The following is a 13305-nucleotide window of genomic DNA, read 5'->3' on the forward strand; positions in this document are numbered from 1 at the left end:
GTCATGGAACAGATCATTCTCTTTGCCCCGCTCGTGGCCGCGATCATCGCGGGGTTTGGCTGGCGGATCATCGGCGATCAGGCCGCGCAGTGGTTGACCACGGGCATCCTGTTCCTGATCTGCCTTTTGTCGTGGATCGTGTTCTTTGGCCATGACGGGACCACGCAGCATATCGAGGTGATGCGCTGGATTCAGTCGGGCACGCTCGACACGTCATGGGGCATCCGCATGGACCGGCTGACCGCGATCATGCTGATCGTGGTGACGACCGTTTCGGCGCTCGTGCATCTTTATTCCATGGGCTACATGGCGCATGACGAGAATTTCAGCGAAAAGGAAAGCTATCGCCCGCGGTTCTTTGCCTACCTGTCGTTCTTTACCTTCGCGATGCTGATGCTGGTGACGGCCGACAACCTTGTCCAGATGTTCTTTGGCTGGGAAGGCGTGGGCGTCGCCTCGTATCTGCTGATCGGGTTCTATTACAAGAAACCGAGCGCGAATGCCGCGGCGATCAAGGCGTTCGTGGTCAACCGCGTGGGGGATTTCGGGTTCGCGCTGGGTATCTTTGGCCTGTTCTTCCTCGTCGATTCGATCATGCTCGACGATATTTTCGCGGCCGGACCGATGCTGGCCGAAACGCAGCTTACCTTCCTTTGGACCGAGTGGAACGCGGCGAACCTGCTGGCTTTCCTTTTGTTCGTGGGGGCGATGGGCAAATCGGCGCAGCTTTTCCTGCACACATGGCTGCCCGACGCGATGGAAGGCCCGACGCCGGTTTCGGCGCTCATTCACGCCGCCACCATGGTGACGGCGGGGGTGTTCCTCGTGTGCCGGATGTCGCCGTTGATGGAATTCGCGCCCGAAGCCAAGATGATCGTGGTCTATATCGGGGCGATGACGGCGTTTTTCGCGGCGACCGTGGGCCTTGTGCAGAACGACATCAAGCGGGTCATCGCCTATTCGACCTGTAGCCAGCTGGGGTACATGTTCGTGGCGGCGGGTGTCGGCGTCTATTCGGTGGCGATGTTCCACCTTTTCACCCATGCCTTCTTCAAGGCGATGCTGTTTCTCGGTGCGGGCTCGGTCATCCACGCGATGCATCACGAGCAGGACATGCGCAACTATGGCGGGCTGCGCAAGAAGATCCCCTATACGTTCTGGGCAATGATGGTGGGCACGTTGGCGATCACCGGGGTGGGTATTCCGCTCACCCATATCGGGTTTGCCGGGTTCCTGTCGAAAGACGCTGTGATCGAGAGCGCATGGGCGGGGACCGATGCGGGCTTTGCCTTCTGGGCGCTGGTGATCGCGGCGCTGTTCACCAGTTTCTATAGCTGGCGGCTGATGTTCATGACCTTCTATGGCAAGCCGCGCGGCGACAAGCACACCCATGAGCATGCCCATGAAAGCCCGGTGGTGATGCTGATCCCGCTGGGGGTTCTGGGGCTGGGCGCGATTTTCGCGGGGATGATCTGGTTCGGGTCGTTCTTTGGCGATCATGACGAGGTCAACCGGTTCTACGGCATTCCCGAACAGCACGCCGAGGCGAGCGAGGATGCCGCAACAATGGCCGGAGTGGCGCCGCAGGGGGCGATCTTCATGGCGCCGGACAACCACGTGATGGACGACGCGCATCACGCGCCCAAATGGGTCAAGGTGAGCCCGTTCATCGCGATGCTGATCGGGCTGGTGGTGGCGCTCTGGTTCTATGTTCTCGATCCCAAGATGCCCAGGCGCGTGGCCGAGGCGAACCGGCCGCTTTACCTCTTCCTGCTCAACAAGTGGTATTTCGACGAGATCTATGACTTCGTGCTGGTCCGTCCCACCAAGGCGGTGGGCCGGTTCCTGTGGAAACGCGGCGATGGCGGGGCGATCGACGGGACGATCAACGGGGTGGCCATGGGCGCGATCCCGTGGGTTACGCGGCTCGCCGGGCGGGCGCAATCGGGATACATCTTTACCTATGCCTTCGCCATGGTGATCGGGATCGTGATCCTCGTCACCTGGATGGCTCTTGGCGGGGGAGCGCAGTAATGGACAACCTTCTTTCCATCGTCACCTTCATCCCGGCGCTGGCGGCGCTTATCCTGCTGGTCTTCCTGCGGGGCGAGGACGAGGCGGCACAGCGCAACGCCAAGTGGGTGGCGCTTCTGGCCACCGGCCTGACCTTCCTCGTGTCGCTGTTCATCCTGGCCGGGTTCGACCCCTCGAACACGGGCTTCCAGATGGTCGAGGAGCGCGCATGGCTCCTCGGTCTGCAATACAAGATGGGGGTCGACGGGATCAGCGTTCTTTTCGTGATGCTGACCACCTTCATCATGCCGCTGACCATCGCGGCAAGCTGGAACGTGACCGACCGCGTCAAGGAATACATGATCGCCTTCCTGCTCTTGGAAACGCTGATGCTGGGCGTGTTCATGGCGCTCGACCTCGTGCTCTTCTATCTCTTCTTCGAGGCCGGGCTTATCCCGATGTTCCTGATCATCGGGATCTGGGGCGGTAAGGAGCGGATCTATGCCAGCTTCAAGTTCTTCCTCTACACCTTCCTCGGTTCGGTGCTGATGCTGGTGGCGATGGTGGGGATGTATGCCGAGGCCGGGACCACCGACATCGCCCAGCTCTTGCGGCATGATTTCGGGTCCGAGACGATCTCGCTTTTCGGGTTCCAGATCGTGGGCGGGATGCAGACGCTGATGTTCATCGCTTTTTTCGCCAGTTTCGCGGTGAAGATGCCGATGTGGCCGGTGCACACATGGCTGCCCGATGCGCACGTGCAGGCGCCGACCGCCGGGTCGGTCGTTCTGGCCGCGATCCTGCTGAAGATGGGGGGCTATGGCTTCCTGCGCTTCTCGCTGCCGATGTTCCCGGTGGGGGCGGACCTTCTCACCCCGCTGGTGTTCTGGATGTCGGCGATCGCCATCGTTTACACGAGCCTCGTGGCGCTGGTGCAGGAGGACATGAAGAAACTCATCGCCTATTCGTCGGTGGCGCACATGGGCTATGTTACGATGGGGATTTTCGCGGCCAACCAGCAGGGGATCGACGGCGCGATCTTCCAGATGATCAGCCACGGTTTCATCTCCGGCGCGCTCTTCCTCTGCGTGGGGGTGATCTATGACCGGATGCACACCCGCGAGATCGACGCCTATGGCGGCCTCGTGAACCGGATGCCGGCCTATGCGCTCATCTTCATGTTCTTCACCATGGCCAATGTCGGGCTGCCCGGCACGTCCGGGTTCGTGGGCGAGTTCCTGACGCTGGTGGGGATCTTCAAGGTCAACACATGGGTGGCGCTTTTCGCCACGTCGGGGGTGATCCTGTCGGCGGCTTACGCGCTCTGGCTCTATCGCCGGGTGGTCATGGGCGATCTCATCAAGGAGAGCCTCAAGACGATCAAGGACATGACCACGCGCGAAAAGGCGATCTTTGCGCCGCTGGTGGCGATGACCCTTTTGCTGGGTGTCTATCCGGCGCTTGTGACCGATATCATCGGGCCGTCGGTCGGGGCGCTGATTGGAAATTACGAAACCGCGCTGGCGAATGCGGCATCCGCAAGCCAGTTCGCGGCGTCGCAGTGACGGAGTGACAGAGATGATCCAGGCTGATCTGAATGTAATCCTGCCCGAGATTGTGCTGGCGCTCTATGCCATGGCGGCCCTGCTGATCGCGGTCTATGCCGGCAAGGACCGGTTCACCGGGCCGCTGATCTGGCTGACTGCGGGGTTGATGGCGGTGCTGGCGGCGTGGATCGGAATCAACGGCGAGGGCACGCGCGCGGCCTTTGGCGGCATGTTCCACGATGACGGGTTCTCGCGCTTTGCCAAGGTCACGATCCTCATGTCCGGCGCGGCGGTGCTGGTCATGGGGCAGGATTTCATGGCCAAGCGCGACATGATGCGGTTCGAGTACCCGCTTTTGCTGGTGCTGTCGGTCATCGGCATGATGGTGATGGTGTCGGCCGGGGATCTCATGGCGCTTTACATGGGGCTCGAGCTGCAATCGCTGTCGCTTTACGTGGTGGCGGCGATGCGGCGCGACTCGGCGCGTTCGACCGAGGCGGGGCTCAAGTATTTCGTGCTGGGCGCGCTCAGTTCCGGGTTGCTGCTTTACGGGGCCTCGCTCACCTATGGCTTTGCGGGCACGACGCTGTTTTCCGGCATCATCGACGCGGCGGGCGAGGGGCAGGCGCCGCTTGGCCTTCTGTTCGGGCTGGTCTTCGTGATGGCGGGGCTGGCCTTCAAGGTCAGCGCGGTGCCGTTTCACATGTGGACGCCGGATGTTTACGAGGGCGCGCCCACCCCGGTCACGGCGTTTTTCGCGACCGCCCCCAAGGTGGCGGCGATGGCGCTTCTGGCGCGGGTGCTGCATGACGCCTTTGGCGGGGTGAGCACCGATTGGGGCCAGGTTCTGGCGGTTCTGTCGCTTCTGTCGATGTTCCTTGGCGGGGTGGCGGCGATCGGCCAGACCAATATCAAGCGGCTGATGGCCTATAGCTCGATCGCGCATATGGGGTATGCGCTGATGGGGCTGGCGGCGGGCACGGTGCTGGGCGTGCAGGCGATGCTGGTTTACATGGCGATCTATGTGACGATGAACGTGGGCACCTTCGCCTTTATCCTGTCGATGGAGCGTGACGGGCAGCCGGTGACGGATATTTCGGCGTTGAACCAGTATGCCAAGGCCGAGCCGGGCCGGGCGCTGGCGATGCTGGTGCTCTTGTTCAGCCTTGCCGGCGTGCCGCCGCTGGTGGGCTTTTTCGGCAAGTTCTACGTGCTGCGCGCGGCCTATGACGCGGGGCTTGTCTGGCTGGCCGTGGCCGGTGTGGTGGCGAGCGTGATCGGCGCCTTTTACTACCTGCGCATCGTCTATTACATGTATTTCGGCGAGGAGGGCGAGGCGCTGGACCGCAGCCGCGCGTCGGTCGCCGGGGTGCTTTTGATGGCGAGTGCCGCGATCATGGTCGTCGGGGTGGTGAACCTCTTTGGCATCGAGACGGCGGCGCAGGCGGCGGCGGCGGCGCTGGTCAACTGAGACAGGTTGCAACATTTTGCGAGCGCCCGCCCGTGATGGCGGGCGTCTTGCGTGTTGAAGGGTCGAGTTTGAGTATTTTTACCAAGAAAGAGCGGCAGGTGCGGTCATGAACGACTGGCCGGTTGGATATGGGCGGCGGGTGCTGGACGAGGTGGGCAGCACGATGGAAGAGGCCGCCCGCATCGGGCCGGGGCTGGAGCGGCCCGAGTGGATATTGGCGCGGCGCCAGACCCGGGGGCGCGGGCGGCGCGGGCGGGCCTGGACCGACCCGGAGGGCAATTTCGCCGCAACGCTGGTGATGCGGCCCGAAGGGGGCGCGGCGGAGGTGGCGCTCAGGTCCTTCGTGGCGGCGCTGGCGCTTTATGACGCGCTGGCGCTGGCCGTGGGGCGGGGCAGCGGGCTGAGCCTCAAATGGCCCAATGATGTGCTGTTGAACGGGGGCAAGCTGGCCGGGATCCTGCTGGAAAGCAGCGGGCAGGGGGGGCGGATCGGCCATCTGGCGATCGGCATCGGGGTCAACCTGTGCAATGCGCCCGACAGGGTCGAACCGGGTGCGGTGGCCCCCGTGTCGCTTGTCGGGGAGACCGGGGTGCGGGTCGACCCGGAAGAGTTTCTCGACCTGCTGGCCCCGGCCTATGCGCAGTGGGAGGCGCGGTTTCGTGCGCAAGGTTTCGCGCCGATCCGCGCGGCATGGCTGGCCCGCGCCGCCCGGTTGGGCGAGGCGATCGTGGCGCGCACCGCGCGCGAGGAATGGCGCGGGGTTTTCGAGACGGTGGACGAGCGGGGCAATCTTGTTCTATCCACCGCGGATGGGCGCCGGGCGATTGCCGCGGCCGAGGTTTTCTTTTGAGGGGGCGGGGCATGCTTCTGTGCATTGATTGCGGCAACACCAACACGGTGTTTTCGATCTGGGATGGCGAACGGTTCCTGTGCACGCTGCGCACCTCGACCCACCATTCGCGCACGGCGGATGCCTATTTCACGTGGTTTTCGACGCTGATCAAGCATTACGGGATCGAGACGGATATCACCGAGGTGATCATCAGCTCGACCGTGCCGCGCGTGGTGTTCAACCTGCGGGTCTTTGCCGACCGGTTCTTCAATTGCCGTCCGCTTGTCGTGGGGCGCCCGGAATGCCTTTTGCCGCATCCGCCGCGGGTGGATGCGGGCACGCAGGTCGGGCCGGACCGGCTTGTGAACACCGCCGCCGCCTTTGACCGGCATGGCGGGGATATCATCGTGGTCGATTTCGGCACCGCCACGACATTCGACGTGGTGGCCGCCGATGGCGCCTATGTCGGCGGGGTGATCGCGCCCGGCGTGAACCTGTCGCTGGAAGCGCTGCACATGGCCGCCGCTGCGCTGCCGCATGTCGATATCGCCAAGCCGCAGAAGGTGGTGGGCACCAACACGGTGGCCTGTATCCAGTCGGGGGTGTTCTGGGGCTATGTCGGCCTCGTCAAGGAAATCTGCGTCCGCATCCGGGGCGAGCGCGACCGCGAGATGAAGATCATCGCGACCGGCGGCCTTGCGCCGCTGTTCCAGCAATCCGAGGATCTGTTCGACCGGTTCGAGGACGATCTGACCATGCACGGGCTGACCGTGATTCACGCATATAACAAAGAACAGGGCACCTTATGAGCAAGAAAAAACGGCTGATCTATCTGCCCCTCGGTGGCGCGGGGGAGGTGGGCATGAACGCCTATGTCTATGGCTACGGGCCCGAGGGGGCCGAGCGGCTGATCCTCGTCGACCTGGGGGTGACATTTCCCGACATGGACACCAGCCCGGGGGTCGACCTGATCCTGCCGGACATGAGTTGGCTCATCGAGCGCCGCGATCGGCTGGAGGCGATTTTCATCAGCCATGCGCACGAGGACCACGTCGGCGCGGTGAGCCGGTTTCCCGACCTTCTGGACGTGCCGGTCTATGCCCGCGCGTTCACGGCCAATATCGCGCGCGGCAAGTTGAAAGAAGCCGGCCTCGATGAGCGGATCGTGCGGACGGTGTCGCCCTGGCCCGAGATGACCGAGGCCGGGCCGTTCAGCGTCGGCTTTGTGCCGATCTCGCATTCGATTCCGGAGACCTCGGCGCTGGTCATCGACACGCCCGAGGGGCGGCTGGTGCATTCGGGCGATTTCAAGATCGACCACACGCCGCTCGTTGGGGAACCGTTCGACGAGGCCGTCTGGGAAGAGATCGGCAAGTCGGGGGTGCGGGCGCTGATGTGCGATTCGACCAACGTGTTCTCGCCCCATGCCGGGCGTTCGGAGGCCGAGCTGGAACCGCAGATCGAGGAGTTGTTCAAGGGCGCGAAGGGCATGGTAGTGGCGACGACATTTGCCTCGAACGTGGCACGGGTCAAGACGCTGGCGCTGGCGGGCGAACGCACGGGGCGGTCGATCTGTCTTTTGGGGCGGGCGATGCGGCGGATGATCGAGGCCAGCGTCGAGACCGGGGTTCTGCGCGATTTTCCCAAGGTGGTGAGCCCCGAAGAGGCACAGGGGATTGCGCGCGAGAGCCTGATGCTGCTGGTCACCGGCAGCCAGGGCGAGCGGCGGGCGGCCAGCGCGCAACTGGCGCGGGGCAAGTATAACGGGCTCGAGATGAAGGAGGGCGACCTGTTCCTGTTCTCGTCGAAGACGATCCCGGGCAATGAACGTGGCGTGATCCGCATCATGAACCAGTTTTCCGAAATGGGCGTCGACGTGGTGGACGAGAATGCAGGATTGTATCACGTATCGGGCCATGCCAACCGGCCCGATCTGGCCAAGATGCACGCGCTGGTCGATCCGCAGATGATCATCCCGATGCATGGCGAGCACCGGATGCTGCGCGAGCATGTCAAGCTGATCAAGGAGGGCCGACGCGAAGGTATCGTGGCGGTGAACGGCACGATGGTGGACCTTTCGGGCAATGCGCCGAGCGTGGCCGGGTTTGTCGAGACCGGGCGGACCTATGTCGATGGATCAGTGCAGATCGGGGCGCTGGACGGGATCGTGCGCGACCGGATTCGCATGGCATTGAACGGGCATGTGGTGGTGACGCTGATCCTCGACGAGGCGAATGAACCGCTGGGCGAGCCATGGTGCGAGGTGATGGGCCTGCCCGAAACCGGGCGCAGCCGCGCGGCGCTGGTCGAGGTTCTGGAGAACGATCTTGGACAGTTCCTTGCGCGGGCCGGGGCCAAGACGCTGGCCGATGATGACAAGCTCGAACAGGAGATGAAACGCATCGTGCGCAAGGTGGCGCAGGACGAGATCGGCAAGAAACCCGAGGTGACGGTGATCACGAGCCGCCTGGCGTGACGGGTTGCGGCGGACCCGGGGCTCTGCCCCGGACCCCGGAGTATTTTTCGCAAGATGAAGGAATGGCCGGGGTTACCCGGCGCGGCGTTCGTCGAAGCTCTTGGCGATGAAGCCGGGCAGGTGGTCGCCCATGCCGACAACCTTGTTGCCACTATCCGATTTCCCGCGCTTGCCCTGGCCGCTGCCCTGATCGCTCTTGGGCTTGGTGTCGCGGGGCGTGTCGTCCTTGCGGGGCGCGTCCTGTTCAGCCTTTTCGGGCTTTTCGGATTTGTCGGGCGATTTGCGGGTGCTGCGTTTCGCAGCCGGCTTGGGTTCTTTCTGAGGTGCGTCCTTGCCGGTTTCCTGGACCGTCTCCTTGGCCGCGTCATTTGCGGGTTTGGCGCCCGTGAGCGGGTTGTCGATCCGGGGAATGTCCTTCTGGAGCAGCTTTTCAACCGCGTCGAGGTTCTTTTCGTCGCGCGGGCCGCAGAGCATGAGCGCCTTGCCGTCCCGCCCGGCGCGGCCGGTGCGGCCGATACGGTGCACGTAATCCTCGGGGTGGCCGGGGACATCGAAATTGAACACGTGGCTGACCGAGGGCACGTCGAGCCCGCGGGCGGCGACGTCCGACGCGATCAGCAGCTTGAGCTTGCCTTCGCGGAAGCCGTCGAGCGTGCGGGTGCGTTGGGATTGATCGAGATCGCCATGGATCGGCGCCGCGTCGTAGCCGGATTTCTTGAGCGATTTGGCGACGATATCCACGTCGGTCTTGCGGTTGCAAAAGACGATCGCATTGGTGAGTTTTTCGCCCTCGCCGTCGATCAGCGCGCGCAGCAGATTGCGTTTTTCGCTGGCTTCGCGGTCGCGGCGCGAGGGGTGGAACATGACCACGCCCTGTTCGATGGTTTCGGAGGCGGTGGCCTGGCGGGCAACCTCGATCCGGGCGGGGTTGGAGAGGAAGGTGTTGGTGATCCGCTCGATCTCGGGTGCCATGGTGGCCGAGTAGAAAAAGGTCTGGCGGGTGAAGGGGGTGAGCGAGAAGATGCGTTCGATATCGGGGATGAAGCCCATGTCGAGCATGCGGTCGGCCTCGTCCACCACCATGATCTGAACGCCGTTGAGCAGAAGCTTGCCGCGTTCGAAATGGTCGAGCAGGCGGCCCGGCGTGGCGATAAGGACGTCGACGCCCTTGTCGATCAGGAGATCCTGTTCCTTGAACGAGACCCCGCCGATCAGCAGCGCCTTGCTCAGCTTGACGTATTTCGCGTAGGTGTCGAAGCTTTCGGCCACCTGCGCGGCAAGTTCGCGTGTCGGGCAGAGCACGAGGCTGCGCGGCATCCGCGCGCGGGCACGGCCGCGGGCGAGCATCGAAACCATCGGAAGGGTGAAGCTGGCGGTCTTGCCGGTGCCGGTCTGGGCGATGCCCAGAATATCGCGCCCTTCGAGCGCGTGCGGGATCGCACCCGCCTGAATCGGGGTCGGTGTTTCATAGCCCGCATCCGCGATGGCTTTGAAAACCTTCGGGTCGAGGTTCAGGTCTGAGAATTTTGTCATTTTTATCCGTAGTTTACGGACAATTCGCGCCCGTAGCGGCTGTTTTGGGGCGGGCCCGGATGGCCCTGTGGCAGTTCACATAGATAACCCACGCGGCAGACATACAGAAATCTGCGAGCAGCGTCAATCACATGGGGGTGTCCGGGCTCAATCTGCCTTGGCGTGTGCCGCCGTTTCGCGTTTCGATGACGGTCAGGCGAGCCATGGGAAATGGCGCGCGCGCTTGGCATCGAGGCCGAGATCGTAGCACCGGAGCAGCCCGTGCGCGTCGAGCCGCGCGCGCAGTGCGGGTGTGGCGCGGCAGGTTTCGTCGTAAAAGGCGCGCAAGCCGGGTTCGCCTTCAGTATTCTCGATAAAGGTAAACAATTCGTGCATCGACATACCACCCGTGTCGCGGGCGCGGTTGGGGGCGAGGTCGGGGCGGTAGGAGCCCCGTTCAAGGCGGTAGCGATAGCTCGTGATGAAGTCGTGCCAGCTTTGGGCATGCATGTGGCACAGCTCGGTCTGGTCAAGCTCGACCTGCCCGGGGTTCTGCTCCTCGCCAAGATGGATGTTGTGGATCTTCATGGTGAGCCCGTCGATGCCGGTGCGAAAGAAGAGCTTGCCCGCGACATGGGAGAGAAACCCGCCATTGAGAAACCCGCCATAGGTGGGAAAGATCGTCTCGGTCTGGCGTTGGCGGGTGGCGCGGTCGTTGGTCATGGCCTTGAAACAGGTGCGAGCGGCGGGAATGTCGTCGATACCGTCGGAGGAGAGCGCCTCGACCGGGCGGATGCGGGCGCAGAGGCAATCGGCGGACAATGCTTGAAGTTGATCTTCTAACGGTTTGTGTGGCCACAGGAATTCGTCAACATCGATATGCGCGATCCAGTCGATATCGGCGGCCTTGCGGGTATAGGCGTGGCGCGCATTGGCGGTCTGGCGGGCCTGATGCTTGGCCGGGCGGTTGGGGTTGCGCCAATGGTCGGCATCGGCCTTGAACACGCGGATCTTGGGGTGCTGTTTCAGTGCTTCGAACGCCGCCGGGTTGTCATCGTCGAGATAGATGATCAACCGATGCGCGTCCAGGTCGAGGTGATGGGCGGCGAAATCGGCGATCTCGCGCAGCGGTGCCTTGATCGTCGAGACGATGCCCCAGCGAAGCCTGTCCTGCGCCATTCAATCCCCGCCTTGCTGTGCTGCGCCGGGCATGCGGATCAGACCATCATTTCCTTGGTGGCCTTGAGCGTCACCTCGGGATGGTCGCGTTCGATCCGGTCGATATCCCATTGCAGCCGGGTGAGATAGACGATGTCGCCATCATGGTCGTGGGCGATGTGTTGCTTGTTGGAATCTGTAAATTTTTCAACGGCCTGCCTGTCGCCGTCCACCCAGCGGGCCGAGGTGAACTGTGACGGCTCGAAGCGCACCGGGATGCCGTATTCCATCTCGATACGCGAGGCCAGGACCTCGAATTGCAGGGCGCCGACAACGCCGACGACGAAGCCCGAACCGATGGCCGGTTTGAAGACCTTGGCGGCGCCTTCCTCGGCGAATTGCATGAGCGCCTTTTCAAGGTGTTTGCCCTTCATCGGGTCGGTGGCGCGGACCGATTGCAGAAGCTCGGGGGCGAAGGAGGGGATGCCGGTGACGCGCAGCATCTCGCCCTCGGTGAGGGTGTCGCCGATGCGCAATTGCCCGTGGTTGGGGATGCCGATGATGTCGCCGGCCCAGGCCTCTTCGGCGAGTTCGCGGTCGGAGGCGAGGAACAGCACCGGGGCCGAGACGGTCATCGGTTTCTTGCTGCGCACATGGGTCAGTTTCATGCCGCGCCTGAAGTGGCCCGAGGCCAGGCGCATGAAGGCGACGCGGTCGCGGTGCTTGGGGTCCATGTTCGCCTGGACTTTGAAGACAAAGCCGGAAACCTTTGTTTCTTCAGGAGAAATCTGGCGAGAATCGGCGGATTGCGGTTGCGGTTCGGGGCCGTAGGTGGCGATGCCTTCCATCAGTTCCTTGACCCCGAAGGAATTGATCGCGGAGCCGAACCAGATCGGCGTCATGTGGCCTTCGAGCACCGCCGCCGGATCGAGCGTGGGCAGCAGTTCGCGGGCCATCTCGACCTCGTCGCGGAGTTGCGCGAGCAGGTCGGCGGGGATGTGTTCCGCGAGAAGAGGGTCGTTCAAGCCCCTGATTTCAATGGTTTCGGCCACCCGGTTGCGGTCGGCCCGGTCCATCAGTTCGAGCCGGTCATTGAGCATGTCGTAACAGCCCAGGAAATCGCGGCCCTGCCCGATGGGCCAACTGGCCGGGGTCACGTGAATGGCCAGCATTTCCTGAATTTCGTCAATGATTTCAAAGGTGTCTCGCGCCTCGCGGTCCATCTTGTTGCAGAAGGTCAGGATCGGCAGGTCGCGCATGCGGCAGACCTCGAAAAGCTTCTGCGTCTGGCTCTCGACCCCCTTGGCGCCGTCGATCACCATGATCGCGGCATCGACCGCGGTGAGCGTGCGATAGGTGTCTTCGGAGAAATCCGAGTGCCCGGGCGTGTCGACAAGATTGAAGCGGAACGTCTTGAAATCAAACGACATTGCCGAAGCCGAGACGGAGATTCCGCGATCCTTTTCCATCTGCATGAAATCCGAGCGGGTGCGTCGCGCCTCGCCCTTGGCACGGACCTGTCCGGCCATCTGGATCGCGCCGCCGAAGAGCAGGAATTTCTCGGTCAGCGTGGTCTTGCCGGCATCCGGGTGCGAGATGATGGCAAAGGTGCGCCGACGGGCGATTTCGGCGGGCAGATCGGGGCGGTTTGGTGCGGTGTCAAGCATGAGCGCGCGTATAGGTAAGGTTTTGGACAAAGGCAAGAAAAGAGGGGGGTGACATCCGACTGCGTTCCGGCTGTTGCCCGGCTGCCGTGCGATCGGCTTGGGCCGCGTTAACCTTTGGCGGTCAGGGTCGGGGCCGAGGTCGCATGAAAGGATGAGTAAGATGAGTGAAACGAAACGCATGGCCGAGGCGCGGATGGTCGAGGAGTTGCGGCGCTTCCAGGAGCAGTTGTCGAGGAACTGGGTCGAGCGGTCATTGCCCGAGGAGTGGAATGGTCTCGCGTCGCGCCAGCCGCTTGAGCCGGTCAAGGATCGGGTGACGATCCGGCTCGACGCGGACATGGTGCGGTGGTTTCGCAAGCTCGGGCCGGGATACGGGCGGCGGATCAACGCGGTGCTGCGGATCTACTGGGAGGCGCTGAGCGCGGGACGGATCAAGGCGCATTGGGACGAGGACGAGTTGTCACCGCCCTTCATGGAGCTGATCGAGCGGATGGCGGAACTGAGCGAGGCGCGGCGTGGCGACGGGGGATAGAGCGTGTCGCGTTTGATTGGGAACGCGCGCGCCCCGGATTTGGGTTGGGGCCCGTGACGAGGGTGAGAGGCCCCGGCGCAAGGCCGGGGCGGGGTGG

At 63.3% G+C, this 13305-nt stretch carries 10 protein-coding genes; 7 read left to right on the forward strand and 3 right to left on the reverse strand.

The window, feature by feature from the left end; translation table 11 throughout:
- The first annotated feature begins 3 nt into the window (after positions 1 to 3).
- From nuoL to FLO80_RS12265, 6 genes are all read left to right on the forward strand, one after another.
- Positions 4 to 2034, forward strand: a complete 2031-nt coding sequence (nuoL, locus tag FLO80_RS12240) for an NADH-quinone oxidoreductase subunit L (RefSeq protein ID WP_111366809.1) — start codon at positions 4 to 6, stop codon at positions 2032 to 2034.
- Positions 2034 to 3578, forward strand: coding sequence for an NADH-quinone oxidoreductase subunit M (locus FLO80_RS12245; RefSeq protein ID WP_111366811.1), 1545 nt, complete (start codon positions 2034 to 2036; stop codon positions 3576 to 3578). The genes nuoL and FLO80_RS12245 overlap by 1 nt, the downstream gene beginning before the upstream one ends.
- A gap of 13 nt (positions 3579 to 3591) precedes the next feature.
- On the forward strand, positions 3592 to 5031 hold the full coding sequence (nuoN, locus tag FLO80_RS12250) for an NADH-quinone oxidoreductase subunit NuoN (RefSeq protein WP_111366813.1): 1440 nt from the start codon (positions 3592 to 3594) through the stop codon (positions 5029 to 5031).
- A 106-nt stretch (positions 5032 to 5137) separates the two neighbouring features.
- Entirely contained in the window at positions 5138 to 5881 is a 744-nt protein-coding gene (locus tag FLO80_RS12255) for a biotin--[acetyl-CoA-carboxylase] ligase (protein WP_111366815.1), read from the forward strand.
- An 11-nt stretch (positions 5882 to 5892) separates the two neighbouring features.
- Positions 5893 to 6672 (forward strand): type III pantothenate kinase, encoded by a 780-nt coding sequence (locus tag FLO80_RS12260; protein ID WP_111366817.1) that lies wholly within the window; start codon positions 5893 to 5895, stop codon positions 6670 to 6672.
- Positions 6669 to 8339 (forward strand): ribonuclease J, encoded by a 1671-nt coding sequence (locus tag FLO80_RS12265; RefSeq protein WP_111366819.1) that lies wholly within the window; start codon positions 6669 to 6671, stop codon positions 8337 to 8339. The genes FLO80_RS12260 and FLO80_RS12265 overlap by 4 nt, the downstream gene beginning before the upstream one ends.
- A gap of 72 nt (positions 8340 to 8411) precedes the next feature.
- On the opposite strand, the gene FLO80_RS12270 is transcribed toward FLO80_RS12265, so the two are convergent.
- The 3 genes from FLO80_RS12270 to FLO80_RS12280 form a co-directional block, all read right to left on the reverse strand.
- A complete protein-coding gene (locus FLO80_RS12270; RefSeq protein WP_111366821.1) occupies positions 8412 to 9872 on the reverse strand; it encodes a DEAD/DEAH box helicase in 1461 nt (486 codons plus the stop codon).
- Positions 9873 to 10064: 192 nt separating this feature from the next.
- Entirely contained in the window at positions 10065 to 11030 is a 966-nt protein-coding gene (locus FLO80_RS12275) for a glycosyltransferase family 2 protein (protein ID WP_111366823.1), read from the reverse strand.
- A gap of 38 nt (positions 11031 to 11068) precedes the next feature.
- On the reverse strand, positions 11069 to 12676 hold the full coding sequence (locus FLO80_RS12280) for a peptide chain release factor 3 (protein ID WP_111366825.1): 1608 nt from the start codon (positions 12674 to 12676) through the stop codon (positions 11069 to 11071).
- A gap of 160 nt (positions 12677 to 12836) precedes the next feature.
- Here FLO80_RS12280 and FLO80_RS12285 point away from each other — a divergent pair, with 160 nt between their 5' ends.
- Positions 12837 to 13208 carry a BrnA antitoxin family protein gene (locus FLO80_RS12285; RefSeq protein WP_188078287.1) on the forward strand — a complete coding sequence of 124 codons (372 nt, stop codon included), beginning with the start codon at positions 12837 to 12839 and terminating at the stop codon, positions 13206 to 13208.
- Positions 13209 to 13305 lie beyond the last annotated feature (97 nt).

It is taken from the genome of Aquicoccus porphyridii, from assembly GCF_008369105.1.
Lineage (GTDB): Bacteria > Pseudomonadota > Alphaproteobacteria > Rhodobacterales > Rhodobacteraceae > Aquicoccus > Aquicoccus porphyridii.

What these genes read in the sequence shown, in the direction of transcription:
- FLO80_RS12260 (WP_111366817.1), top strand. Translation starts at nt 5,893, where the DNA reads ATGCTTCTGTGCATTGATTGCGGCAACACCAACACGGTGTTTTCGATC.
- FLO80_RS12285 (WP_188078287.1), top strand. Translation starts at nt 12,837, where the DNA reads ATGAGTGAAACGAAACGCATGGCCGAGGCGCGGATGGTCGAGGAGTTG.
- FLO80_RS12270 (WP_111366821.1), bottom strand. Translation starts at nt 9,872, where the DNA reads ATGACAAAATTCTCAGACCTGAACCTCGACCCGAAGGTTTTCAAAGCC.
- FLO80_RS12245 (WP_111366811.1), top strand. Translation starts at nt 2,034, where the DNA reads ATGGACAACCTTCTTTCCATCGTCACCTTCATCCCGGCGCTGGCGGCG.
- FLO80_RS12265 (WP_111366819.1), top strand. Translation starts at nt 6,669, where the DNA reads ATGAGCAAGAAAAAACGGCTGATCTATCTGCCCCTCGGTGGCGCGGGG.
- nuoL (WP_111366809.1), top strand. Translation starts at nt 4, where the DNA reads ATGGAACAGATCATTCTCTTTGCCCCGCTCGTGGCCGCGATCATCGCG.
- nuoN (WP_111366813.1), top strand. Translation starts at nt 3,592, where the DNA reads ATGATCCAGGCTGATCTGAATGTAATCCTGCCCGAGATTGTGCTGGCG.
- FLO80_RS12280 (WP_111366825.1), bottom strand. Translation starts at nt 12,676, where the DNA reads ATGCTTGACACCGCACCAAACCGCCCCGATCTGCCCGCCGAAATCGCC.
- FLO80_RS12255 (WP_111366815.1), top strand. Translation starts at nt 5,138, where the DNA reads ATGAACGACTGGCCGGTTGGATATGGGCGGCGGGTGCTGGACGAGGTG.
- FLO80_RS12275 (WP_111366823.1), bottom strand. Translation starts at nt 11,030, where the DNA reads ATGGCGCAGGACAGGCTTCGCTGGGGCATCGTCTCGACGATCAAGGCA.